Origin of the sequence: Gluconobacter wancherniae NBRC 103581, from assembly GCF_007988885.1 — a bacterium.
GTDB classification, from domain to species: domain Bacteria; phylum Pseudomonadota; class Alphaproteobacteria; order Acetobacterales; family Acetobacteraceae; genus Gluconobacter; species Gluconobacter wancherniae.
In genome coordinates this window covers 722,211-745,769 of record NZ_BJUZ01000001.1, presented here as the reverse complement: position 1 = coordinate 745,769, position 23,559 = coordinate 722,211, and the positions used below count along the sequence as shown (strand labels likewise).

General features: G+C 55.7%; 24 protein-coding genes. 10 read left to right on the top strand and 14 right to left on the bottom strand.

From position 1 onward, the window contains the following. Window positions 1-34 precede the first annotated feature (34 nt). Entirely contained in the window at window positions 35-964 is a 930-nt protein-coding gene (locus GWA01_RS03420) for a hypothetical protein (RefSeq protein WP_146794027.1), read from the bottom strand. Continuing rightward, complete coding sequence (locus GWA01_RS03415; protein ID WP_146794025.1) at window positions 957-1,904, bottom strand: diacylglycerol/lipid kinase family protein; 948 nt, start codon at window positions 1,902-1,904, stop codon at window positions 957-959. Before GWA01_RS03415 ends, GWA01_RS03420 begins: the two co-directional genes overlap by 8 nt. Before the next feature lie 129 nt (window positions 1,905-2,033). On the opposite strand from GWA01_RS03415, the gene GWA01_RS03410 reads away from it, so the two are divergent. Genes GWA01_RS03410 through GWA01_RS03385 form a run of 6 tightly spaced genes read left to right on the top strand, consistent with a single transcriptional unit; the run spans window position 2,034 to window position 7,843 of the window. Next, entirely contained in the window at window positions 2,034-2,942 is a 909-nt protein-coding gene (locus tag GWA01_RS03410) for a metallophosphoesterase family protein (RefSeq protein ID WP_146794023.1), read from the top strand. Then, entirely contained in the window at window positions 2,939-4,090 is a 1,152-nt protein-coding gene (locus GWA01_RS03405; protein ID WP_146794021.1) for an LptF/LptG family permease, read from the top strand. Before GWA01_RS03410 ends, GWA01_RS03405 begins: the two co-directional genes overlap by 4 nt. After that, window positions 4,087-5,190 carry an LptF/LptG family permease gene (locus tag GWA01_RS03400; protein WP_186819441.1) on the top strand — a complete coding sequence of 368 codons (1,104 nt, stop codon included), beginning with the start codon at window positions 4,087-4,089 and terminating at the stop codon, window positions 5,188-5,190. The genes GWA01_RS03405 and GWA01_RS03400 overlap by 4 nt, the downstream gene beginning before the upstream one ends. Beyond that, entirely contained in the window at window positions 5,187-5,990 is an 804-nt protein-coding gene (locus GWA01_RS03395; RefSeq protein WP_146794019.1) for a sterol desaturase family protein, read from the top strand. The genes GWA01_RS03400 and GWA01_RS03395 overlap by 4 nt, the downstream gene beginning before the upstream one ends. A 3-nt stretch (window positions 5,991-5,993) precedes the next feature. Next, window positions 5,994-6,749 carry a nucleotidyltransferase family protein gene (locus GWA01_RS03390; RefSeq protein ID WP_146794017.1) on the top strand — a complete coding sequence of 252 codons (756 nt, stop codon included), beginning with the start codon at window positions 5,994-5,996 and terminating at the stop codon, window positions 6,747-6,749. Beyond that, window positions 6,746-7,843: a glycosyltransferase family 4 protein gene (locus GWA01_RS03385; protein WP_146794015.1), complete on the top strand. Its 1,098-nt coding sequence runs from the start codon at window positions 6,746-6,748 to the stop codon at window positions 7,841-7,843. The genes GWA01_RS03390 and GWA01_RS03385 overlap by 4 nt, the downstream gene beginning before the upstream one ends. Here the strand turns inward: GWA01_RS03385 and GWA01_RS03380 are convergent. Then, entirely contained in the window at window positions 7,829-8,719 is an 891-nt protein-coding gene (locus tag GWA01_RS03380) for a glucosamine inositolphosphorylceramide transferase family protein (protein ID WP_146794013.1), read from the bottom strand. The genes GWA01_RS03385 and GWA01_RS03380 overlap by 15 nt on opposite strands. A 67-nt stretch (window positions 8,720-8,786) precedes the next feature. Between GWA01_RS03380 and GWA01_RS03375 the strand changes: the two genes are divergently transcribed. From GWA01_RS03375 to GWA01_RS03365, 3 genes are all read left to right on the top strand, one after another. Then, window positions 8,787-9,314, top strand: coding sequence for an MmcB family DNA repair protein (locus GWA01_RS03375; RefSeq protein WP_146794011.1), 528 nt, complete (start codon window positions 8,787-8,789; stop codon window positions 9,312-9,314). Window positions 9,315-9,322: 8 nt separating this feature from the next. Then, window positions 9,323-10,111, top strand: coding sequence for an inositol monophosphatase family protein (locus tag GWA01_RS03370; protein ID WP_146794009.1), 789 nt, complete (start codon window positions 9,323-9,325; stop codon window positions 10,109-10,111). A gap of 84 nt (window positions 10,112-10,195) precedes the next feature. Continuing rightward, a complete protein-coding gene (locus tag GWA01_RS03365; RefSeq protein WP_146794007.1) occupies window positions 10,196-11,047 on the top strand; it encodes a lipid-binding SYLF domain-containing protein in 852 nt (283 codons plus the stop codon). Window positions 11,048-11,093: 46 nt separating this feature from the next. Here the strand turns inward: GWA01_RS03365 and mltG are convergent, their stop codons facing one another. The 11 genes from mltG to GWA01_RS03310 form a co-directional block, all read right to left on the bottom strand. Continuing rightward, complete coding sequence (gene mltG, locus GWA01_RS03360; RefSeq protein ID WP_146794004.1) at window positions 11,094-12,128, bottom strand: endolytic transglycosylase MltG; 1,035 nt, start codon at window positions 12,126-12,128, stop codon at window positions 11,094-11,096. Between the two features lie 19 nt (window positions 12,129-12,147). Then, window positions 12,148-13,431, bottom strand: a complete 1,284-nt coding sequence (gene fabF, locus GWA01_RS03355) for a beta-ketoacyl-ACP synthase II (protein WP_146795476.1) — start codon at window positions 13,429-13,431, stop codon at window positions 12,148-12,150. Between the two features lie 120 nt (window positions 13,432-13,551). Continuing rightward, a complete protein-coding gene (locus tag GWA01_RS03350) occupies window positions 13,552-13,791 on the bottom strand; it encodes an acyl carrier protein (RefSeq protein ID WP_010502512.1) in 240 nt (79 codons plus the stop codon). A 206-nt stretch (window positions 13,792-13,997) separates the two neighbouring features. Then, on the bottom strand, window positions 13,998-14,738 hold the full coding sequence (gene fabG, locus GWA01_RS03345; protein ID WP_146794001.1) for a 3-oxoacyl-[acyl-carrier-protein] reductase: 741 nt from the start codon (window positions 14,736-14,738) through the stop codon (window positions 13,998-14,000). 12 nt (window positions 14,739-14,750) lie between these two features. Then, a complete protein-coding gene (gene fabD, locus GWA01_RS03340; RefSeq protein WP_146793998.1) occupies window positions 14,751-15,695 on the bottom strand; it encodes an ACP S-malonyltransferase in 945 nt (314 codons plus the stop codon). A 71-nt stretch (window positions 15,696-15,766) separates the two neighbouring features. After that, window positions 15,767-16,510, bottom strand: coding sequence for a hypothetical protein (locus tag GWA01_RS03335; protein WP_146793995.1), 744 nt, complete (start codon window positions 16,508-16,510; stop codon window positions 15,767-15,769). A gap of 71 nt (window positions 16,511-16,581) precedes the next feature. Then, entirely contained in the window at window positions 16,582-17,457 is an 876-nt protein-coding gene (locus GWA01_RS03330; RefSeq protein WP_146793993.1) for a class I SAM-dependent methyltransferase, read from the bottom strand. Window positions 17,458-17,850: 393 nt separating this feature from the next. Further along, window positions 17,851-18,576 (bottom strand): glycine betaine ABC transporter substrate-binding protein, encoded by a 726-nt coding sequence (locus GWA01_RS03325; protein WP_146793990.1) that lies wholly within the window; start codon window positions 18,574-18,576, stop codon window positions 17,851-17,853. Window positions 18,577-18,643: 67 nt separating this feature from the next. Next, window positions 18,644-20,797 carry a M13 family metallopeptidase gene (locus GWA01_RS03320; RefSeq protein ID WP_146793988.1) on the bottom strand — a complete coding sequence of 718 codons (2,154 nt, stop codon included), beginning with the start codon at window positions 20,795-20,797 and terminating at the stop codon, window positions 18,644-18,646. A 38-nt stretch (window positions 20,798-20,835) separates the two neighbouring features. Then, window positions 20,836-21,468, bottom strand: coding sequence for a Dabb family protein (locus tag GWA01_RS03315; protein WP_146793985.1), 633 nt, complete (start codon window positions 21,466-21,468; stop codon window positions 20,836-20,838). 97 nt (window positions 21,469-21,565) lie between these two features. Further along, window positions 21,566-22,387, bottom strand: coding sequence for an acyl-ACP desaturase (locus GWA01_RS03310; protein WP_146793983.1), 822 nt, complete (start codon window positions 22,385-22,387; stop codon window positions 21,566-21,568). Window positions 22,388-22,489: 102 nt separating this feature from the next. Between GWA01_RS03310 and bioB the strand changes: the two genes are divergently transcribed. Beyond that, window positions 22,490-23,524, top strand: coding sequence for a biotin synthase BioB (gene bioB, locus GWA01_RS03305; protein ID WP_146793980.1), 1,035 nt, complete (start codon window positions 22,490-22,492; stop codon window positions 23,522-23,524). Window positions 23,525-23,559: the final 35 nt, after the last annotated feature.

Below are 23,559 nucleotides of genomic sequence, written 5' to 3'. Positions count from 1 at the left end.
TAAAAGGATTCCTGAAGTGCCTCCTGCCGACCCATCAGCCCCTTTTTATCTGACGGGCACGCCACAGAAGCAGTGGCAACATCAAAATCGGATGCCGGGATTCAAAAGGCGACAATTGCATATCATGACCCGTGTGGCGGCGGATTTTCCACGCTAGGTATGATGCGCCATTTTGAAACGTGAACGCGGCTTTCAGCAGACGCGCAACATTTCTGGGGCGACCGGAACGATGAACGATTGCCCATCTTCGCGCAGCTTTCTTTCGTAACCCCGAAGACACTGCAGGCTCGAGAAGTTTACCCTGCGCTGAAAACTGTAGTCGCGCCCTAGCCCAGCCCAGCGTCAAAAGAGCGGAAAAACGCTCTTCCTTGCCTTCAATCAGACTGCGCCCACGCCCTTTGCGTTCGACGCGCAGTTCTGCTGCATAAGTCCGCAGGAACAGCGCATTCCAGTAGTCAATTGCCGTCGCCTTCGCAGGCCCAAGGAGAGCGGCCCAGCAGGCCGCCGTTGTAACAGACTGGGAAATAAGGTTCAGAATGATGTCTGCCGCAGAAGCATCGCGCACCCAGACAAGTCGTACAGGCTGACAGAAACGCGCCCATAAAGTTGTGTCTCGCGCACCCATCGACGTACGTGCGCCAAATTGAGCCCGTGAAAGAGTCGCAATCTTGGCACGCCAAATACGCCCATTAACCTCATGTTCCGCGTAGCGCACATTTGGCGGCAGGACGATATTACCTAGCCTGATCAGCGCATTACCCGTAAACCCACGCGCACTTTCAGTAATAATATAGAAATCAAGCACGCCATCCGGATCAAGCTGCCTGAGCGTTGATCCATAAAAAACAATGCCCAAGGGAGCTTCGGGAAGCGACTGTGCCAGAGCCTCTGCAAACGAAACAACGTCCGGATCCACTGACGTTGTCAGTTCCTCGATCAGACGCTTTTCAAGAATGTCAGGCATGCAGAAATCTGAAAGCATGCGCCTGCTGAACATGAATACGGCCGCTGGCCGATGGTTCAAACACTTCACCGTCCAGTACAAAGTCGCTTTGCGTTTCCAGTGTCATATCTCCGGTGCGCCCACTCAGATAGTCTGGGTGCCGACGAAGCCATCGCGGTGCACGCCCCCTGAGAAGGGCCATGGTTGCCCGCGTCAGATTGCCGGGATTTGCACTAACGTCCAGATATCGCAGACCCACAATATTCGGCTCCGCGTCCCAGAATGGCCAGATTCCATTCGACAGACAATCCAGCCCCGTCAGCAGAAACATGAAGCTCTGCCCGTCATAAACATGATCTTTGGTTTCGATACGCAGCCGGTCTCCATCAAGCCAGCTTGCCCGGCTAGATCGAAACAAAAGCTTTGCACATGTCGAAATGAGGGTTGTGGCCAGAGCAAGGTCATGCGGCGCAAAGCGAATAACATTTGGCGAGTGAGCAATACGAACAGCACGCGCAAAACCTGTACAGCCACCAAACAGACCAAGTACAGATTCCCGGTCTGTATCAGGCCATGAAAGCCGGATAGGTGTCCGCATACTTGAGCGCATGGCGCCCTTGTTCAGCCGGTCCAGTGCCTCGATCCCCCGCAGGCCAAAGCCCACATCACCCGCAATCAGATTGCTATTCCCGGATGGAAGCACCGCGATGTCCGGGAGTTTATCTGCTGGATAGGCACGGGCGATTGCCGTCAGGGCCGTGCTGACGGTTCCATCACCGCCATCAATAGCGATCGTTGTAATGCCGCGCTCATAGAGCTGACGAACATGGGATGTCGTTTCAGTGCGACTATCGGAGGGGATGAAGTTCTCCCCAAGCATACGTTGGGCTGCCTGGGCAAACCTAGACCCGCTACGGAGATTTTTCCGGCTACGGGCATTATGAATGAGGGCAAAGCGCACTATATGGGGGTTCTTCGCAGTTTAATGGTCGGTGCTATGCGGCGTGCTCTAGCACGGCTATGGTGCCGCGGCCAGAACTGAGGGCCAGAACGCCCTTTCGACTTCCTGACATCAACCCCGTGGAGCGCCATGTCACCCGAACCGTCCGACACCGCCAATTCCCCCCGGTGCGACACTACCGTGACGCTGGCCCACCTCTCTGATCCTCACCTTCCACCACCTCCTGTGAGCTGGAAAGAGGCTCTGAACAAACGTGCGATCAGCCTTGCTTCCTGGAAGTATCATCGCAGATACGTGCACCTCGCCCAGACATGCGCGGCACTTGTGCACGACATCTCCCGCAGCAACGTAGACGCGATCCTCGTCAGCGGCGATCTGACGAATTTCGGCACTCCGGACGAGTTTGCCGCGGCGGCAGAGTGGCTCGATGCCCTTCCCCGGCCCGCTCTTGTCATTCCCGGCAACCATGATTGTCTCGTGCCACAATCAAGAAAGGTCGGGCTCGCGCTTTGGGAAAAATGGTCGGCACGGTCTTATCCATATGTCCGTATCCATAATGGTGTTGCTGTCGTGGGCATCAATTCAGGGATACCCACCCCGCCTTTCATGGCATGCGGATATGTAAGCCTGCGCCAAAGAAAGCGCCTGAAAACCCTCCTGACAAATCTCGGAAAAAGAGGCTTTTGCCGCGTCGTGATGATCCATCATCCGCCCCGGCGTGGACTGGTGCGCTGGGGGAAATCTCTGCTCGGCATGAACAAGGTTGCCGAGATACTCCGGTCCGCGGGTGCGGAAATCGTTCTTCACGGTCATTCCCATGATGCAACGCTCACATCTGTTCCTCTAAGCGATATTCCCCTGCTCGGCGTTGCATCTGCGTCTCTTGATGATGATCGCCCCCTGCGCAGGGCCTGCTGGAATCATTTGGCCATATCTCCGCACGAGAATGGGTGGCATATAGGCCTCGAACGCCACCGTGATGATGGCGTCATTACAGAACGGGTTTACTGGGTTCGCCCCAAAACAGGTCCGTCATGAAAAACCGCCTCCCCCTACTGGATCACTATCTGCTGAAGCAGATGTTACCGCCGTTCGTGGTGGCGCTGGCCGCAACCTTGGTGGCACTGCTGCTTGAGCGCCTACTGATGCTGCTCGACCACCTTGCATCGGCTGGCAGTTCGCTGACGACGTTCATAGGCCTGCTGACGGATCTGCTCCCCCATTACATGGGACTGGCGCTGCCGGCAGCTCTGTGCATCGCAGTTTTCCTCACTGTTCAGGGAATGAGCGACAACAACGAGATCGACGCATTACTCGCCGGTCGCGTTTCCTTACTACGTATCAGCCGCCCGTTCATGCAGGTGGGTTTGGTTCTCGGCGTTCTAAGCGTCCTGCTCTATGGGTATATCCAGCCCGTTGCGCGTTACGATTATCGCGCGGGTTTCTATTTTGCCGCACATACCGGATGGGCACCTCACCTACAGGCTGGAATGTTTGCCTCAACCTCAGGACGCGCGGTCATGACGGCAGATGACGTCAGCCATGGCGGGACGAGGCTTAAGCGCATCTTCATCCGGGAACTGAACGACAAGGGCATCGCACATATTATCACGGCCAAGACCGGTCTGCTGACGATTTCAAACGCAACCCAAAGTACACAGCTTGATCTGTGGAACGGCGAAATCATTGATGATCCTTTCCCGGCCGCTCCGCAGCATCATCCATCCATCACGCATTTCGATCACGTCGTACGCGTGATTGATCGCCCTTCGCATCAGGAAGCATTTCGCTCCCGAGGTGCGGATGAACGTGAACTAACGATGTTTGAGCTTATGACGGCACTCCGTCACGGATATCCGGGGATCACCTACCGTGCGCTTCGAGCTGAGCTGGATTTCCGTTTGGCACGCGCTCTGGCCATACCGTTTATCCCTCTACTTGCAGCCGCATTTGCTATGGGTATCAAACGCCGCCGGCCGGTGTATGGATTAATCGCCGTTGCTGCGATCCTCGTAGGATTCGACCAGATTCAGTTGTTCGGACATAGCTTTGCTGCCGCAGGCTCTGCCCCTGTCTGGCTTGCCATCTGGGTACCTGAAGTTCTGTTCTGCGTAGGATGTATGGCTGCCCTGCTCCGCCGCTCCCGAGGATCATGGATCCGCCGTAAGCTGGTGCGCCCCTCATGAGCACAACCTCAATGCCACGCCACGTTCTCCTGAAAGCGATGAGCTTCACGCAGTTCGGCCGTATCATCATATGCTCCGGTGTACTGGTGGCTCTGCTCGAAATTCTGTCCATGCTTGACCAGGCAACGCCTATTCTGAGCCGGCATCTGGGCATCCGTGGCATACTGACATACGCCATTCTTCACCTTCCGGCACTCGCCGTGGAAACCATGCCACTGGCCGTGCTGATCGGTACGCTCTTCATGTTGACGCGCATGTCGCTTTCAAGCGAGATGTCGGCACTGCGCGCCGCAGGACTCTCCACATTCGGTCTATACAAAATGCTGCTCCCGGCCACTCTAGCTGCCGGTATGCTGGCTATGATCGGGCAATACTGGATTGTTCCCAAGAGCGAATTAGCACTTGCCACCTGGTGGAACCGAACTGACCCTACGGCAGATTCACCAGACTCTCCCGAAACCAATATCCTCTGGTTCCGGGCCGGCCCCAAGCTCGTCCGGATCGGACACATAGCTCAAGGTGGCGCCAGTCTGCGCGACGTCACAATTTATCACCGTGATACGGATGGCCTCCTGACCGGCACCGAACACACGGACACGCTACACTACAGTGACGGCATCTGGCATCCGACAGGCCCCAAGGATCTAACACTCTCCAGTGACAAATCCTTCATCCGCGTCAGTGACGGAGACAGCAATTTCCCGCTGCCTGCCACCCCGCGGCAAGTAATTGCCCTGATGTTTCCTCAGGCTTTTTTCACTCCCGGTCAAATTGGCAGAATTTTGCATCATGGCGCGCCGGCAAGCCTTGCACGTGCAACATACCGGATGGCACTTTTTGCAGGACTGTTTTTACCACTACAGATGGCGGTGGTGGTTCTACTCGCGCTGCCAGTGATCTATATCCCTCCCAGAGCAGGAATGCGTAACCCGCTGCCGGTCTATGCACTGTCGGCCGGGTTATGTTACATAATACTGCAAGGAATGATATCAGCGCTGGGAAACGCCGGAACGATTTCGGCGCTTGTCGCCACCAGCATTGGCCCGCTACTGGGATGCCTGCTTGGGCTCTCCTGGGTGTTGCGGATGGAAGAAAGATGAGCGCTATAAAAATGCCGTGGAAAAACACGTCCTCCCTTCGAACAGGGCGGAGCTTTGACCTTGGAAAGATGACCCTTCCACAGCTCTGGATGGCGTATCTCACATACCCAACCATCCTCCTGTATTTTGGCCTCATCGTTGCCTCGGCCCTTGCCGCCCTTCATTTTGCGAATGGCGTATGGGGCGTAATACTGCCCATCCCTGTCGTGATCGCGATCTATCCCCTCGCGTGGTACATGATCCATCGCTTCATCCTTCATGGGCGCTGGCTGTATCGCAATCCAATAACAGCCACGCTCTGGAAGCGGATCCATTTCGACCACCATCAGGATCCCCACCTGCTGGACGTTCTTTTCGGATCGCCAGCGAACACGGTTCCCACGATGGCACTGATCACAATGCCTGTCGGATACCTGATCAGTGGCTGGGCTGGTTCTTTCGCAGCGCTTTCGACGGCCCTCGTGATGACGTGCATCTACGAATTTTTTCACTGCATCCAGCATCTGGCTTACAAGCCAAAATGGCAGTGGGTCGCAAAGATCAAACAGTTGCACGTCCTGCACCACTTCCATGACGAAAATGGAAACTACGGCATCACGAACTATGTCCCAGATCGTATTTTCGGCAGTTTTTACCGGGAAGCGCGGGACCGTATCCGCAGCCGACATGTGTTCAATCTCGGATATGACCTCGAAGAAGCGCGCCGCTTTCCCTGGGTCATGAAAATTACGGGCTCACCCCCACGTGATAAGCCTGCTGGGGCGCGCCCCGAACGTTCAACCCAGACAACGCCGAACTGACATATGACCCTACCCGTTCTCGTTCTGGCTGGCTCCCGCGACGGAGAGAATGACGTTCTGGCACGCCTCGGCCGCGTTTCGCACAAGGCACTTCTGCCTGTCGCAGGGCGACCAATGCTTTCACGCGTGCTTCGAACGCTCGTCCGCACTCCAGGGCTTGGGCGGGTGACAGTCAGCATTGAGCAGCCGGGTTGCATCAGCGGTATTCTGGGAACTGCACACACCATAACAGCCGCGTCTTCACCCAGCGAAAGTGTGGCAGAGGCAATTGAACGCATTGGCACGCCCTGCCTGGTTACTACCGCAGACCACGCCCTTCTGCGCCCTGAATGGATTACCGAGTTCCTGTCGCAAACGAACGGATGCGACCTCGCTGTGGGCGTAGCACTCAGATCAACAGTTGAACGAGACGTCCCGACCACAAAACGGACTTATATTCGCCTGTCGGACATGCAGTTCTCGGGCTGTAACCTTTTCTGGCTTGGCACGTCTGAATCCAAAGCTGTCGTGGAGCTATGGCAGCGCCTTCAGCAGAACCGGAAGCGCCCACTGAAAATGGCGCTTACCCTCGGCGTCGGTACACTCCTGAAGGCGCTTTTCGGCAAGCTTGACTCTAAAGGTCTCTGCGACCGGATCGAATATCTCACGGGCGCACGGGTCAGGCTTGTCCCCCTTTCGGATGGTCGCGCCGCCGTAGATGTCGATAAGCCGTCCGATCTGAAACTCGCGGAAAAACTGCTCGCCGCTGATCCCGTATGAAAATTGCCTACATCATCAACTCGATCGAATGTGGAGGAGCGCAGCTCCCCATTCCCGATATCGTGGATGTCATGCGCAAAAAAGGCGCAGCAGTCACGGTTTTCGGATTGGCTGCAAAAGATGCTCTGGCCGCACCGTGCATGGAAAAGGCCGGAATTGCTGTCCGTGTAAGGAAAGGCAGCACGAAAGACCACGTCGCCGCATGGCGCTGGCTGAAGCGTGAACTTGCTGAATTTCAGCCAGACCTCATCTGGACATCCCTCACGCGGGCCAGCCTCATGGGACATCTTGTTGCCCGCCACCTCGGCGTGCCAACCGTCCACTGGCAGCACTCCGCAAAACTCAAATACGGAAATTCCTTCCTGCTTCGCATCTGCCGTAGCAGCGCGGTACTCTGGGTTGCGGACTCGCCTTCAGTTGCGGAATTCGCTGCAAAAACACTTGGTGTTCAGGAACAACTCGAATGCTGGCCTATCTTCCGCGCAAACCCACTCTCACCTGAAGCTCGCCGCTGGCATTCCGGCGAACCCGTCCAGATTGGTACATTAGGAAGACTGCACGCTGTCAAAGGCTATGACGTCCTCTGCGAAGCGATACGCCTGCTGAAAGACCATCCCGATCTCCCGCCCTTTCAGGTGACGATTGCAGGCGATGGCCCTGAACGCTCTCACCTTGAACACCTCATAGCAAAAGACAACCTGCCCATCCGCCTGCTCGGCCATTGCACCGAGCCTATGGACTTCCTCAAGACGCTGCATCTGTATGTGCAGCCCTCACATTGGGAAGGCATGTGTGTCGCGGCACATGAGGCGATGTCCTGCGCGCTCCCCGTCATCACAACGCCTGCGGGTGAACTTCCTTCAAGCGTTCTGGATGACGAAACAGGGAAAATCGTTCCCTTTAACAACGCCCCCGCTCTCGCTGCTGCGATTGCATCCATGATCAGCAATCCAGAACACCTTGCCGTCATGGGCGCCAGATCCCGGGAGCGTGTACTGGAGCGTTTCGGCCCTGATGCATTTTTCGGCCGCGGCAGCGCGATCATGGACAGGATCAAGGCCGCACTGCCGGGGCCAGCTTCACAAAGGCGATAAACGGCGCCTGATATTCATCAGATGTCGGCGAGGCCCCACCCCGACCCGTTTGACATCCAGAAGCGTTACCTGTCCAGCTTTGGACAACGTGTGCATCCCATCACCAAAAGAACGACGTAAAACAGCCGGAATATCCAGTGTGATCCCCGGTGTCACTTTCGGAAATCCACGCTCTAGCCCTTCGATCTGCAAAAGACGAATGCCTTTGCCATACGTTCCCCGGCAATCTTGCGTCGGAAGAAACAGCTGATCGTCCACAATCACAGGCGTTCCTCCCGGGCGGGCACCTGCACGATCGTGGAGAAAGAGCCCCATATGTTCCCATGGACCACACAGCGTATCTGCGACCGACATATGCAGAGTACTCTGTCGCTCGTCCTTGCTGCCGGGAGGTGTCCAGAACATCCACCAGCGCCCCGCATGATACAAGGGCGTGGCGTCAATCGCAGCAGCGGGGAAGTCAAACGCGTCCACACGTTCCCACACATCCGGGAAATTTCTGGCGCGATAGAGCGATAACCTGCCTGAGGCTGTGGCTTCAGGAAGGAGATACGTCTCCCCTTCATGCTCGAAAACAAACGGGTAGGACAGGTGCCAGCTTTCCTGAAGCACCTGCTTCTGCTCGATCATTTTTCCTGTGCGATCATAAACCAGAACATCGATCGTGCCTTTAGGGCTTCGATAGTCATATGCCTCCGCAAAGACATACAGTCTCTCATTACGCCAGAGCCCAAATGGGTCCGCAAGAAACCTGTGATCTCCCGGGTCAGGAAGCAGGGTCACGGGAAACCCGTTCAGACTACCGTTGCGGATAAGTTCTTCAAGAGGTGCATGGATGATCGCACTGCGCCAATGATCGGTTCGCAGAAACGGCATGGCATGATCTCCTGTAAAATGAATGCATGGGGCAGACGCCACGCAAGGTTCAGGGCAATATGACACCATGAGTGCGGCCCTGCCAGAACTGCCCCCCGGACTTCCGGAAAACCAGCTTGCCATCAGGCGTGCCGTTCTGGGCCTATGCCGCACAATGCAATGGGCCGCCATAAACGAATTCTCGCTACCCAATGCGGGACGGCGCGCAGATATCATGGCACTTTTACCCGATCATTCCCTCACCTGCATCGAAATCAAGTCCGGAATCCGAGACTTTCAGACAGACCAGAAATGGACAGACTACCGAAGCTGGTCAGACCGTCTTTTCTTCGCTGTGGATGACAATTTTCCACTTTCGCTCCTTCCAGTTGATGTCGGAGTGATTGTGGTCAGTCTGAATATGCTGCCAGAAAGCCTTCGCAATACCGTGGTTGCGGAATGTGCAATCGTGCGGGAACCCGAAGCGCATAAGCTCGCTCCAGCAAGGCGACGGACACTGCTCCATCTTTTTGCTACCGTGGCCGCCAATCGTCTCATGTCTTTAGAGGATCCGGCAATCACCGCATCCCTACGCGCCGCAAGGCGCACTGAATAGGAGCCTTCATGACTTTTGATCCCATCGCCGTACGACTGGAAGCCGCACGCAGCGTCGTTCGTGATGCCGCCACACTGGCATTGGCAATGCGCCCGCCACCGGGCGGCCCATCCGGAACGCTAAAAGGCATGCAGGACTACCTCACGGAAGCAGACGGTGCTGTTGAAACACTTATCAGCGAACGGATTCAGGCCCTTTTTCCTGAAGACGGCTTTCAGGGAGAAGAAGGAGGCACGCGCCGTCAGGGAAAATACCGCTGGGTTGTTGATCCGATAGACGGCACATCGAATTTTTCCCGAGGCCGTGACCGCTGGTGTGTTTCCCTTGGCCTTCTGGAAGGTGACACCCCCGTTGCGGGCATCATCGACGCCCCTGCCCTCCATGAGATCTTCATTGCCCGCCGGGGCCATGGAGCGACCTTAAACGGCAAACCGATCAAAGCTTCTCCCATTTCAAGCACAAACGAAGCAATGATCGAAATGGGATGGTCGCCCCGCGTTCCCGTTGGAGTGTTCGATCAGAAAATTGCATCCATCATGGCACTGGGCGCCATGCCACGTTCCGGCGGATCTGGGGCCATGGCCTTAGCAGACGTCGCATGCGGACGGCTGGATGGCTATCTGGAAATCGTGATCAATCTCTGGGATGTTGCGGCAGCTTTAGTCCTGCTGGAGGAGGCTGGTGCACGCGTTTCAGCCTTCCTGGAAACCGGCGGCCTTACGGGCGGGGCAACAATTCTTGCTGCAGCACCCGGTGTAGCCGAAGCTCTGTCGAAAGCGGTTGACGTCGAAATCTGAACTGCTGCTCCGGGCTCGTGATTTGGCCGCATTTGTCGCATAATCCGGAGCACACATCGTTTTGTCCATATAGGGATTGATAACATGACCCTCCACGGTTTTCTGCGCTCCAGCGCACTTGCAGCCCTTGGCTGCACCGCGATGGGGGCCTGCTCCTCAACGACCCAGACCAACGCCTCCGAGCAGCAGATCATCGTGGACCGCGCGACCCTCGCCGTTCAGGACCTGTTTTCTGGAACAACCCCCACCTCCCGCTCCCAGAAGCTGTTGGCACAGGCCAAGGCAGTCATGGTGTGTCCATCAATCTTCAACATGTCGATTGGTCTTGGGGGCGCAGGTGGTCGATGCGTTCTAATGACCCGGGACGCCCGCGGATCATGGTCCGACCCCGCATTCTACCGTCTCAGTTCCGGTTCTCTTGGCCTGCAGCTCGGAATGCAGGACTCCGAAATGATCTTCTTCATCATGTCCCAGCATGGAATTCAGGCCCTGCTGGATAGCCAGTTCAAGTTTGACGCAAATGCCTCCGCATCTTTCGCGACCATTGGCACGGGCGTTGAAAACAGCACCGCAGGCGCAAGCAATACCGACATCTATGCGGCACAGAAAGCGCATGGCCTGTATGCTGGCGTGGCGCTCGGTGGCTCAAAGCTGACCGTGGATAGCGGGGCTAACCGCACATATTATAACCAGACAGTCGGCCCCGAGGACATCATTGTCACGATGCGCGTCAACAATCCCAGCGCTGATCCACTTCGCCGCATCATGAGCAGCGTGGCTCAGGTGACACCTGCAGCGACTGCCAGCGCATCGTCGACAGTAACCAAAGCTGCGACGAACGCCGCAAACGACGAAGTCGGCAACAACCCCTATGCGAATTACAGCGCACCAAAAGGCGTTGTGAAAAGTCAGCCACTGCCCTCCTCAGGTTACTGAGGAAGATCAAATATCCTGTGCAGCCTCCTTTGCTGCACAGGATATTTTAATGTGGCGCTGAGCGAACCTCGCGATAACTGCGGACATTCTGGTTCTGCTCACCAAGGGTCTCGGCAAAATTATGCCCACCATGCCCGGTCGCTACAAAGTACAACATTTTACCTGCAGCTGGATGGGCCGCAGCCTCCAGAGATGACAACCCCGGAGAACAGATGGGGCCGGGCGGCAAACCGGACTGAAGATAAGTATTATAAGGCCCTGCCACGAGAAGGTCATCGTGTGTGAGCGGCTGGTCGAGTGTTCCCAGACCATTACTGAGACCATAAATGACGCTGGGATCAGTCTGTAGGCGCATTCCAAGCCCAAGGCGGTTTAGAAATACGCGTGCAACCTGTGGCCGCTCTGACGCAACAGAGGTTTCTCTCTCGATCAACGATGCAAGTGTTAGCAGTTCTTCAGGAGAGTTGATCAGGCCATCCAATGCTTCCTGATCACGTCCATCCCACACTGCCTGCAGGTGAGACTTCATCAAGTCCTGTAGTCGCCCGACAAGCGAAGCACGCGTTGTGCCCCAGACATAGGATATCGTCTGCGGAAACACGCTACCCTCGGGTAAATCAGGAGTGTCCCCATGCAGAACGGGCGCTTTTTGAAAGATTACCGCTATTCGCTTAGCTGTCAGGCCCTCGGGAACTGTAAGCGAATGTGAGACAGGCTGGGCATGTCGCAGAATATCCAACAGATGCGCCATAGACACATGCGCCGGAAATGCCAGTTCAGCTGCATGAATCTGACCTTGTCGATGCGTCAGATAGGCTGCCATTCTGAAAAAAACGCCCGAACTCCATGTCTGGGAAAGAATGCCATCTTCCTGAAGCGCGTTCGTCACACGCGCAGCATTGCCGTGTGGGATAACAAAGATCTCTGATTTCGGGAGCGGGCCCGGATCGGTATAGTGGCCGTAGCCCGCCGCAACGCCCGCGAGCGCTAGAAGAGGTAGGAGAAAAAAAGCCCTACCCCCTTTTAGGAGTGCCAGAAATGAAAGTGGTTTCCGCCCGTCTTCGGGCGGAGCGACAACCATTACCTAGGACCCGATCAGATCAGGCTTCAAAGCGCTTGAGAATGATGCTCGCATTCGTGCCGCCAAAGCCAAAGCTGTTGGACAGAGCTACGTTGATCTTGCGCTGCTGTGCTTCGTGGGCCACGCGGTCAATCACGCTTTCACGCGCAGGGTTATCGAGGTTCAGCGTCGGAGGAGCAATGCCATCGCGAATGGCAAGCAGGCAGAAGATCGCTTCGACCGCACCGGCAGCACCAAGCAGATGGCCAATCGCAGACTTCGTGGACGACATCGCAATCCGCTTGCCTTCGGCCCCGAACATCCGTTCGACTGCATCAAGCTCCAGATCATCCGCCATTGTGGATGTCCCATGTGCATTGACGTAATCAATATCCGCAGGCGTCACACCACTGTTGCGCATAGCCGCCTTCATGGCACGGAAAGCGCCTTCGTGACCTTCTGCTGGAGCAGTAATATGATGGGCGTCACCGGAAAGGCCATACCCACCGATTTCACCATAAATTTTCGCACCACGGCGCTTGGCGTGCTCATACTCTTCAAGCACGACAACGCCAGCACCTTCGCCCATGACAAAGCCGTCACGATCTCGATCCCAAGGACGTGAAGCCTTCGTGGGATCATCGTTGAAGCTAGTGGAAAGTGCACGGGCAGAACAGAATCCCGCAATACCCAGAGCGCAGATCGCAGCCTCGGCGCCACCTGCAATCATGACGTCAGCATCGCCGTACTGAATCAGACGTGCTGCATCGCCGATAGCGTGCACGCCTGTGGCGCACGCCGTAACAGCAGCGTGGTTGGGTCCCTTGAAGCCGTAACGGATCGAAAGGTGACCAGAAATCAGATTGATCAGCGCGGAAGGAATAAAGAAGGGAGACAGGCGACGCGCCCGTCCGCTCGCAACTGTCAGCGAGCCTTCATAAATGGTCTGGAGCCCACCGATACCGGAACCGATCATCACGCCAGTGGCGCAGCGGTCTTCCTCATTCTCGGGCTTCCAGCCGGAATCCTCAACAGCCTGAATTGCCGCGACGAGACCAAGATGAATAAAACGATCCATCTTCTTCTGGTCTTTGATAGGTACCCAGTCCGAAAGCGTGAGACCACCTTCAGCTGTTGATCCCTCTGGAACTTCACCAGCGACCTGCGCGGGAAGCTCGGATGGATCAAAATGTGTGATGCGACCAATACCGGACTGCGCCTCAATCAGACGTTTCCAGGTCAGCTCTGCACCCACTGCAAGAGGGCTGACAACACCGATACCGGTGACGACCACGCGTCTTCCGTTCGTTCCTGTCCCGCTCATCGATGCCTCATCTCTTACGTTGTGATCCGTCATGACAGAACGCCCGTCACCCCGGGCGAACCGTAACATCCGGCCATTGAGAGGCCGGGATGGAGCCGGGCAAGCCGGCTCCGCAGCGACTCAGGCCGCTTTCTGCTTCTCGATGTAGTCGATGGCATCCTTAACGGTTGCGATCTTCTCAGCAGCGTCTTCAGGGATTTCGACGGAGAATGCTTCCTCGAAAGCCATGACCAGTTCAACGGTGTCGAGGCTGTCTGCGCCCAGATCGTCGATGAAGGACGCATCGGGGGTTACCTTGCTTTCCTCGACGCCGAGGTGCTCGACAACGATCTTCTTCACCTTGTCAGCAATGTCGCTCATCTGTCTTCGTTCCTTATGCCCTGTTCGGGGCGTTTCAAAAAAATCGTTCTGCCTTCTGCCAGTCTGAGGCCCGAGAGGTCCTCCAGCACAGAACCGCTCTTCCCTGAGGAAAAGCGTTGCCGCCGGACGAACCGGACATCGGCCTTCATCAAGCCGGGCAAAGCAGCGCGCGATTAGCACGCTTTACCTCAAAAGGCCAAGCGTTCTCAGACCATCGCCATGCCGCCATTGACATGCAGCGTCGTACCCGTAACCCAACCAGCCTCTTCAGACGCCAGATAAGTCACTGCGGAAGCAACATCATTCGGGCTTCCCATACGCCCAAGCGGTATCGAACCAACAAGTTTCTCACGGATACCATCAGACAGTACATCCGTCATCGGTGTCTCGATGAAACCAGGCGCCACGACATTGACCGTTACCCCGCGAGGACCGGCCTCCTGGGCCAGAGACTTGCTCATGCCTACAATGCCAGCCTTGGCCGCCGCATAGTTTGCCTGACCTGCATTGCCTGTAGTCCCGACAACGGAGGCAATCGAGATGATACGTCCCGAACGACGACGAAGCATGCCCTTAAGGGCCGCACGCGCCAGACGGAAAGGGCTTTCCAAGTCAACCGTCATGACCTGCGACCAATCAGCATCCTTCATGCGGATTGCAAGCGTATCCCGCGTGAGGCCCGCGTTATTGACCAGGATGTCGAGTGTCTGGCCAGCAATTTCTTCAGCCTTGGCAACCAGGCCATCAGCCTCGGCAGCATCGGACAGATTTGCGACGGCAATGAGTGCGCGCTCGCCAAGGCTATCTGCGAGTTCCTGCAAAGCAGGTTCACGCGTGCCACTCAGGACGACTGTGGCACCCTGCACATGCAGCTGACGTGCAATCGCAGCGCCGATACCACCAGATGCACCCGTAACGAGAGCAAGCTTGCCGGAAAGAGAAAACATGATCCGTTATCCTTACAGGGTCTTGAGCAGAGCTTCGATTTCGGCAGGCGTTCCCGCGTTGTCCGCTGCCAGATCCGGGGCAATGCGGCGTGCAAGACCACAGAGTACCTTGCCCGAACCGAGTTCATGCATGTTGGTCACACCCATTGCCGCCATTGCCTGAACGCTCTCACGCCAGCGAACAGTACCCGTGACCTGACGCACCAGCAGATCACGAATGACTGCGGGATCAGTAGCTTTTGCAGCTGTTACGTTAGCAATGACGGGAATTGCCGGGGCAGAAATTTTTGCAACCCCGAGCGCTTCTTCCATTTCACGTGCAGCAGGTGCCATGAGGGAAGAATGGAACGGTGCCGACACTGGAAGCTTTACCGCACGCTTGATGCCACGCTCTTTGGCGAGCGCAATAGCGCGGTCAATCGCTCCGATATGCCCGGAGATCACGATCTGACCACCACCGTTATCGTTGGCGATCTCAAGCGTTTCACCCTGAGCAGCGTCCGTGCAGATTGAAGCAGCCTGCTCCTCATCCACACCCAGCAGAGCAGCCATACCGCCTTCACCCGCGGGCACAGCACGTTGCATCGCCTGACCACGTAGACGCAGGAGGCGTGCGCCTTCTGCAATACCAAGCGTGCCCGCAGCCGCGAGAGCCGAGTATTCTCCAAGCGAGTGCCCGGCTACCAGCGCTGCCTTGTCGGACAGGCGGAACGCGCCTTCTGCTTCCAACGCACGGACCGTAGCCATGGAAACAGCAAACAGAGCAGGCTGGGCGTTTTCTGTCCGTGTCAGTTCTTCGGCATCGCCAGCAAACATGAGCTTGGACAGATGGGTCTCCAGCGCATCGTCCACTTCCTGAAAGACGGCGCGAGCAGAAGCAAAAGCCTCGTGCAGGGCCTGGCCCATTCCGACAGACTGGCTGCCCTGACCTGGAAAGACGAACGCGTGAACCGACATGCAAACCCCTGCTGGCGTTAAATCAGGCTCAGGGTGATGCTGCCTCCGGCGCCTGCTGTCAAATCCTGCGTCTATTTGTCAGGCGTGAAAGCAAAACTCGGATCCCCCGGAATTTTGACACTTACTCTAACAAATGGCTTGCTCGACCTGAAAACAGTGCCCTCTGGATAGTCCTGAACCCTAAGCAGGAATATGCGGCTTTCAACATCACGATTATCGAGCAAAAGGCACACATTTCCGCCGGATACAGCCTCAAGCGTTGCACCCGGGGCAACCTCCACTCTCAGGCGATGCGCATCGGGCATCAGGAAAGAAAAGATAACACCCACAATATCTTCGATGCAGGCGTCGATCTGCTTCAGCCAGTGCTGCGCTTCGGACTTCGAAAAAGATGATGCTTGCGGAAGGGAAACCTCAATCGACATCGTCGCTTTTACGATCCTACCCACAGGTAAACGCTGAATGATCGGCGGGTTTTCTGCCCACAGGACATCATTGACCGGAAAATGCATGTCATGATCGGTACCAGCAAAAAGTGGAATTTCTCCAGATTTTGCCCGTATCATGAGATGAGATTCGGACGGCAGCTCATGGCCGGGATCCACCCAGCCAATCAAATGCAACGACAACCCTTGCCTCGCTGCGGCGGGAAAACGATCAAAGCGCCTGAATATATGCGCGACGTCCCGATAATCGGCGACTTTCTGGCTTCTCTCGGCCGTGACGCTAATATTTTCATCTGCGGCAAAAGCAGTTTTTAGCGGAGTAAAAGCAACCACAGCCAGAAAACTGAACGCCAATCCACGAGAAAACATTGTTACCTCGAAAAGCCAGTCTGGGACGTACTATTCCTACCACCTCTTCTAAAATAACAATGCTTTTCAGATTATATTTTCTGCAAAACGACTAGAACCTGCGGCAGTCGGGCCGGGTTATCCATGTATTCGACCAGCCGAAACAGATGCCCCCAAACTTTGATAATATAGTTTCGCGGAATAATCGCCTCGCCGTAATGCGCCTGAGGATGGGGCGGTTTTGCCGAGGAGGCATAAAGAAATTGTCCTTTCTCGTAGCGCGAAAATTCCAACGCTTCATCCAGAAAACTGTCCGCACAGGCATCATGCCATGGATGCTCAAGCCTCATTCCAGATGCGCGGCGCAATCTTTGCTCCGCACAAAAAGCAATGAAGCGCCTGCTCTGCGTCGTAAATACGAACATTCCACCGGGCCTGAGCAATCGGTGAAACTCCCGAACCCAGTGCCCCGCGAGGAATTCATCAAAATGCGAAAACACTGACCAGGAGACCACCGTATCCAGTGCCTCTGCCTGCATAGGCAGAGGTGGCGTCAATTCGCTTTCCAGAAATGCCAGACAGGGATTTGCCCGACGGGCAGCCATCAAAAAGCGGGAAGTCGTTTCCACTCCAAACAATTGGCTGGGAGGAATATCTTTCATGAAAAGCCGAGCCATCCTGCCCCAGCCACATCCGAAATCCATCAGAGCGGTGGCTGACGTTATCGGGCTCCCAGCATACGCGCAGTAAGCTTTGATCTCACGGTAAAAGACATGAGCTTCATGAATGGAAACTTCTCCATCATGACCATGAATCTCCCTTTGAAGCGGTATTGACGGAAATCCCGGCATCTCCACACCGTCAATTTCCCGCTGCTGAACCGACGCGACAAGAACCGCAAGCCACGCATCATCGTCCAGTCGTCTGAAAGCATCAAAAACAGCAGAGGTGCTTTCAGAGCTACTCATGAGACATCAAATCCACATCACAATAACTATAATTTAACGAATTATCCTTTCCCCGGCCACCCTGAACTTTTTCAGGCTACGCATTATAAAAATCACTCATTACGAGAACATCCATTTTAGTTAGGTGGCCTCCTCTAAACGTAATTTTTAAAAAAATTCGAATGACAAAGATTACGGGCGCGGAGATTGGCGCAGCGTATAAAATATGTAGACGGGATTGTGATAGGCCGGGTCGAAACGCCGAAAGATATGGCAGTTTTTGTGGCCTATCCCTCTGGCAATGACTCAAATTACAGGACAGTCCGTCCTGATCGATGATGGCCTTATTTTTCGTTAAATCAGCATACAGCAAGTAACCCGGACCAAGGTGATCCTTGGTCCGGGTTTAATGGATCAGCGCGGGAGTAGTCGGCCGCGCTGCCAAGCTTCAGCGGCATCGTCAGGATCCTGCCCTTCAACCCCAATTGCATAATCAAGTGCGCTCATAACCTTGTTGCCAAGCATCATTTCTGAAAGCTCATCAAGAAGATCCTGGTCTGCATTCCTTGCGGCATCGTCGCGGATAATCATTCGCGCAGACATTTCCTTACCGAGAAGTGAGGCAGTATCCTCGATTACATGCAGCAGCGGGAGGTGAAAAATGGCATGCGGCTGCGTTGCCACCACCAGTGGTCTGCTGCCCATAGCCTGAGCCTTTTCAAGCTGCTCGACCAACGCGCCCTCACCCACGATTTCCACCGGCAGTTCCGACAGGGCCGGAAGACGTGCCGATGCGGAGTCGAAAGCCTCCCGGCTGTCGTCTGCAACGATCACACGATCAAAATCGGAAGCAAGCAGGGTTTCAATCGGGCCTAAAGGCTCGAAAGCCGCGAAGGATGTGACCGGCTGGTAGAGGTCACCAATAATCCGCAAACCGGGGCCCATGAATTTTTCGTCGCGCGGAAACCAGGAAGAAACCAGGAGATCAATTTCTCCCGATTCCAGAACTTCGGCAATGTCATCGGCGTCAAGGTCTGAAAACTCAACCTCAACACCGTTTGCCTCAAGGACGCGAGCCACCGCGCTGGCGCACCCTGCATGGAGCGAGGTGTACAGATGGCCGATCGTCATTTGCGTCATGAGGCAGGTCCGTCAAAGTGTGAAACGTGACGCAGTGGATAGGCGTCACGCTTCGTTTTGTCACGCCTTACCAGATCTTAACGCGCTGATCCGGTGCAAGGTACAGCTTGTCACCGGGCTTCACACCAAACGCATCATACCAGGCATCAATGTTATGAGCAGGCATATTGACGCGCGTGACAGCAGGTGCGTGCTCATTTGAGAGCATCTGCTGACGCAGGGCATCCGGGCGATCCTTCTCGCGCCAGACCTGAGCCCAACCCAGGAATACGCGCTGATCACCAGTCAAACCGTGTTCAGTTGTGGCAGGCTTGCCGTGCAGCGAGTCGTGATAAGCCTGAAGGCCAAGGTTCATGCCGCCAAGATCGGCAATATTCTCACCCATAGTCATCTTGCCGTTCACGTGCGTGCCCGGAAGTGGCTCCTGCGCATCATACTGCGCACCCAGACGGTCAGCGAGTTTCTGGAACGCATCTGTGGAAGACTTCGACCACCAATCATGCAGACGTCCGTGCTCGTCATAATGACGGCCCTGATCATCAAATCCGTGGCTCATCTCATGCCCGATGACGCCACCAATAGCACCGTAATTAACGGCTGTATCACCCTTCGGATCAAAGAATGGCGCCTGCAGGATTGCTGCAGGGAAGACAATCTCGTTCATCGTCGGGTCATTGTAAGCATTGACCGTCTGCGGCGTCATACCCCATTCGTCGCGATCCACCTTCTTATCAAGGTGGGACAGGTCATGTTTCCAGTTAAATGCAGAAGCGCGAACGGCGTTTCCGTACACGTCGCCCTTGCGGATATCGAGCGTGCTGTAGTCCCACCATTTGTGGGGGTAACCAACCTGCATTGCAAAATGATCGAGCTTATTAAGCGCGGCTTTGCGGGTCGGGGCGTCCATCCAGCTGTTATGTGCCAGACGCTCACGGAAAGAAGCCTTCACCTCGTGAACGAGGCTCGTGATCTGCTGCATTGCAGAAGGCGGGAAATAGCGGGCGACATAAATCTTGCCGAGCGCCCAACCCATCGCACTGTTCGTCACGCGAACGCCACGCTTCCAGCGGTCAGACTGCTGGGCAATTCCGGACAGTGTTTTGCTGTTGAAATCGAAAGATGCGTCTGAGAAGTCATGCGACAGGTATGATGCCGCGTTATCACCCAGATGGAATGCAAGCCATGCGCGCAGCGTGGCATAGTCAGCGTCATGCAGAACCTTCGCCATCGCAGCGATCGGCTGCGGTTCGCGCACATTGATTTTGCGCTCGGAGAGTCCCTTTGCCGGGATCCCCATTTTGAGCAGGAGCGTAGACCAGTCCACGCCCGGCGCAAGCTTTTGCAGATCGGCAACCGTCGTTGGGTTGTACATCTTCAGCGGATCACGGGTTGCGTCACGCGGAGCTTCGACCTTGGCCAGCGCCGTCTCGAGTGCCACGACAGCTTCGGCGCTTTTCTCGGCGTCTGGCCAGCTTTCGAGCGTCAGAATCTTGGCGATATATGCCTGGTATGCCTTTTTCTTATCGGCCAGCTTGGGATCCGTGTAGTAGCTGATGTCTGGAAGGCCAAGCCCACCGGACATGCCGATGCTCATGCCCTGATCAAGCACCAGCATGTAATGTTCAGGATCTTTCTCGTCCTGCTCAACGCCCATTGCAAAGGTGTTGAACATCATAGAACCGGCACCGGAGCCAAATACGGCTGCAAGCGTTTCCGGATCGTGTACAGCCTTGATGGTCTCAAGATCCGCCGCCAAAGGCTTTGCGCCCAGACGATCTACCGCAGCCTGATCCAGATAGCTGAAATAATATGTGCCAATTTTGCCCATATCATCGGTTGGATGATCCGCAACATGGCTCTGCGCTTCTTCCAGAATCGTCTTCTGGCGTGAAAGCGAAAGCTCATACAGAATGCGGAACGGGCCGTAGCTTCCCATGTCACCGGGAATCTGGAGGTTCTTCAGATATGTGCCATTGGCAAATTCGAAGAAATTATCGCCTGGCTTGATGGCGCGGTCCATCCCGGCTTCATCAAAGCCCCAGCCCGAATTGTATGGCTGCGCAGCAGGGATAGCCGCAGCGTGAGCGGACAGGCCGGTGAGACCCGCTACAAGCGCCAGGGCACTGGTACCCTGGCGGAGACGGCGGCGCGAAGAAAAGAAAGAAACTGTCACTGTGTGCCTCGTTTTATGGCGATAACCATACTCTGAGGCATGTAACATCGTTTCGTCAAAGGGACGGCTTTAAATTCTTCTTTTTCTCAATGATGTGAATGCTTTGCAGCAATCTTTTTCGCTGATCCGGCAGGCTCTGACACAACGGTCACGTCGTAATCAAACGTCACGACTTTCTCCAGATATGGCTTCGCAAACTCCTTGAAAGCTTCATGAGCGGGATCAAAAAATGCCGGATCGGTGATGACAGGCTTGCCGACATAATAATTCCGGTCACCTTCGGAACGGAATGTTACCAAAAATGCCTGCTGCAGACCTTCATCAGTGCCCTCGCCGCTTATCTGCAGCCCTGTCTCGATGCTGGTAACGACAGACTTTCCATCGGGGCGACGGCTATCCTGTGCAAGATGCAGGAAGCGGGCCGTTACCTCTGCACGCTGTGCGCCTGTGCTGTTCTTTTTATATTGAAACATCACCATGTGGCGGACCGTGCCAACATGCCAGTCGGGCGATGTGAACGTCGCATATCCTACCTGCTGTGCCAGTTGCTGCAGGGCCACCGTCGCCGGAGCCGGAGCTGCAACAGACTGCACCGGACCAGAAGACGCAATTGGGAGCTGATATGGATCAGCCTTTGCCGTCCGCGCCTGGGAAAGACCTAAGAGCACCAACGCACCAGCGGCTACATAAACGACTGGGCGACGCAGAAAAACGTTCATCTCTGAAAAATCCTCTCACACAGGACTACGACACGATACAGCACTGTTATGCCATATCGCCGTCAACTGTCCCGAAAACTTTCGGCAACAGAAGCTCTCAGGCCGCCATATGCTTTACAAAGCTCCGGCGACGCCACTGAATGAGACGATACACGCCTTTTGAGGCAAGCTTTTGCAGCGCTGAATGAGGCGTAAAACCAATCGTCTTGAAGATCATCGCCGTCACACGATCAATGTGTCTGGGCTGATAATAGCCCATTGCCTTGGACATGTAGGCCGCAATGCAGCGCTTGTGATCGTAAGGCATGCCCAGAGGCTCGTTCGTCGTGTGATACGCGGATGCAAGCTCATCATCCTCGCTTTCGGTCACGCGCCCCAGCGCAATGCGCGTTCTCGCCCAGACGCTCAGCTTCTCGCGGGCAAGATAGCGGTGCATGTGGTCATAGAACAGCTTGAAATGACGATATTCATCGGCAGCGATCTGCTTGCAGATGGCCTTGAGCAGAGGCTCTTCGGTAGCATCAGCCAAGGCCGTGTAAAACGAGGATGTCCCCGTCTCCACCATGCAGCGCGCAATCAGTTCGCCCGTCCGCGATCCACGGATAGACGCGTCCACGTCTGCTTCGATCTTGTAGGTCGACCGATACCGCGAGAACGCATCTTCATAGTTCCATCCCGGATCGGCAAGCATGGCCCAGCGCCCAAGAGCGTCTCCATGCTGGACTTCCTCAACAGCCCAGTTCTCTGCAGCCTTGCTAAAATCCGGATCTCCGACGAAGACGTGCCGCAGGTATTCCGCATAGTCCAGGCCATTGCGTTCCACCACGGACGCTGCCTTCACAAGAGGAATTATATCCGGGTCAACATGGGCGGGATCAAAGGAATCCCAATCCATCTGCTCGATACGCCAGTGTTTCATCTGCTATGCCTTGTCCGTTTTCCGGCTTCTGATCGTGACGATGAGATGACACGATGGGACAGTTTTGGGTAGGTGTGACGCAACAACGTTGGAGATTGCCCCATGACGGCACAAACAGATATTCGCCATGACTGGACCCGCGACGAAGTTGCGGCGCTGATTGATCTGCCTTTTCCGGAGCTGATGTTCCGTGCACAGGAAGCTCATCGTCGGCATTTTGACCCTACAAAAGTGCAGATTTCCACGCTTCTTTCCATCAAGACCGGTGGCTGCCCCGAAGACTGCGCGTATTGCCCGCAAAGCGCGCTTCACGAAAAAAGCGTCAAGGCAGAACGCCTGATGGCGCTCGAAGCCGTCATGAAAGAAGCCCGCGCGGCAAAGGCTGCTGGTGCGGGCCGATTCTGTATGGGTGCTGCGTGGCGTTCCCCGAAGGATCACGATCTCGACGCCGTCTGCGAGATGGTCGAGGGCGTGAAGTCACTGGGTCTGGAAACATGCGTGACGCTGGGCATGCTGGATTCAGGGCAGTCCCAGCGCCTGAAGGATGCCGGGCTGGACTATTACAACCACAATCTCGACACGTCAGAAGAATTCTACGGCTCTGTCATCACCACCCGCACGTATCAGCAGCGGCTCGATACTCTTTCCAATGTGCGTGATGCTGGAATCAATGTGTGCTGCGGCGGTATCGTGGGTATGGGCGAGGACGTCTCTGATCGCGCCGGTCTGATTGCGACACTGGCCAATCTCCCCAAGCACCCGGAGAGCGTTCCCATCAACCTTCTGGTCCGCGTTGAGGGTACACCCCTGGGCGAAGCCGAAGCCGTGGACCCCATCACTTTTGTTCGGATCATTGCTGCAGCCCGTATCACCATGCCAGCAAGCCATGTTCGCCTTGCAGCAGGGCGTGAGAACATGTCGGACGAAGCACACGCTCTGTGTTTCCTCGCGGGCGCCAACTCCATTTTCTGTGGTGAAAAGCTCCTCACGACACCAAATCCGGCCGAACACCGGGACCGCCAGCTTCTGAGCGCGCTGGGCATGAGCCCGATGGTTCAGACGGAAGAGCAGATGTCTTCCCTGCGCCCGGCAGTGCCCTCAGACGAGAGCCTCAAGCTCGAAACCGCTACGGCATAAAAATCTGTGGCCCCGCATCCAATGGGGCCACAGAC

What these genes read in the sequence shown, in the direction of transcription:
- GWA01_RS03420 (WP_146794027.1), bottom strand. Translation starts at nt 964, where the DNA reads ATGCCTGACATTCTTGAAAAGCGTCTGATCGAGGAACTGACAACGTCA.
- GWA01_RS03410 (WP_146794023.1), top strand. Translation starts at nt 2,034, where the DNA reads ATGTCACCCGAACCGTCCGACACCGCCAATTCCCCCCGGTGCGACACT.
- GWA01_RS03405 (WP_146794021.1), top strand. Translation starts at nt 2,939, where the DNA reads ATGAAAAACCGCCTCCCCCTACTGGATCACTATCTGCTGAAGCAGATG.
- GWA01_RS03400 (WP_186819441.1), top strand. Translation starts at nt 4,087, where the DNA reads ATGAGCACAACCTCAATGCCACGCCACGTTCTCCTGAAAGCGATGAGC.
- GWA01_RS03395 (WP_146794019.1), top strand. Translation starts at nt 5,187, where the DNA reads ATGAGCGCTATAAAAATGCCGTGGAAAAACACGTCCTCCCTTCGAACA.
- GWA01_RS03390 (WP_146794017.1), top strand. Translation starts at nt 5,994, where the DNA reads ATGACCCTACCCGTTCTCGTTCTGGCTGGCTCCCGCGACGGAGAGAAT.
- GWA01_RS03385 (WP_146794015.1), top strand. Translation starts at nt 6,746, where the DNA reads ATGAAAATTGCCTACATCATCAACTCGATCGAATGTGGAGGAGCGCAG.
- GWA01_RS03380 (WP_146794013.1), bottom strand. Translation starts at nt 8,719, where the DNA reads ATGCCGTTTCTGCGAACCGATCATTGGCGCAGTGCGATCATCCATGCA.
- GWA01_RS03375 (WP_146794011.1), top strand. Translation starts at nt 8,787, where the DNA reads ATGAGTGCGGCCCTGCCAGAACTGCCCCCCGGACTTCCGGAAAACCAG.
- GWA01_RS03370 (WP_146794009.1), top strand. Translation starts at nt 9,323, where the DNA reads ATGACTTTTGATCCCATCGCCGTACGACTGGAAGCCGCACGCAGCGTC.
- GWA01_RS03365 (WP_146794007.1), top strand. Translation starts at nt 10,196, where the DNA reads ATGACCCTCCACGGTTTTCTGCGCTCCAGCGCACTTGCAGCCCTTGGC.
- mltG (WP_146794004.1), bottom strand. Translation starts at nt 12,128, where the DNA reads ATGGTTGTCGCTCCGCCCGAAGACGGGCGGAAACCACTTTCATTTCTG.
- fabF (WP_146795476.1), bottom strand. Translation starts at nt 13,431, where the DNA reads ATGAGCGGGACAGGAACGAACGGAAGACGCGTGGTCGTCACCGGTATC.
- GWA01_RS03350 (WP_010502512.1), bottom strand. Translation starts at nt 13,791, where the DNA reads ATGAGCGACATTGCTGACAAGGTGAAGAAGATCGTTGTCGAGCACCTC.
- fabG (WP_146794001.1), bottom strand. Translation starts at nt 14,738, where the DNA reads ATGTTTTCTCTTTCCGGCAAGCTTGCTCTCGTTACGGGTGCATCTGGT.
- fabD (WP_146793998.1), bottom strand. Translation starts at nt 15,695, where the DNA reads ATGTCGGTTCACGCGTTCGTCTTTCCAGGTCAGGGCAGCCAGTCTGTC.
- GWA01_RS03335 (WP_146793995.1), bottom strand. Translation starts at nt 16,510, where the DNA reads ATGTTTTCTCGTGGATTGGCGTTCAGTTTTCTGGCTGTGGTTGCTTTT.
- GWA01_RS03330 (WP_146793993.1), bottom strand. Translation starts at nt 17,457, where the DNA reads ATGAGTAGCTCTGAAAGCACCTCTGCTGTTTTTGATGCTTTCAGACGA.
- GWA01_RS03325 (WP_146793990.1), bottom strand. Translation starts at nt 18,576, where the DNA reads ATGACGCAAATGACGATCGGCCATCTGTACACCTCGCTCCATGCAGGG.
- GWA01_RS03320 (WP_146793988.1), bottom strand. Translation starts at nt 20,797, where the DNA reads ATGTTACATGCCTCAGAGTATGGTTATCGCCATAAAACGAGGCACACA.
- GWA01_RS03315 (WP_146793985.1), bottom strand. Translation starts at nt 21,468, where the DNA reads ATGAACGTTTTTCTGCGTCGCCCAGTCGTTTATGTAGCCGCTGGTGCG.
- GWA01_RS03310 (WP_146793983.1), bottom strand. Translation starts at nt 22,387, where the DNA reads ATGAAACACTGGCGTATCGAGCAGATGGATTGGGATTCCTTTGATCCC.
- bioB (WP_146793980.1), top strand. Translation starts at nt 22,490, where the DNA reads ATGACGGCACAAACAGATATTCGCCATGACTGGACCCGCGACGAAGTT.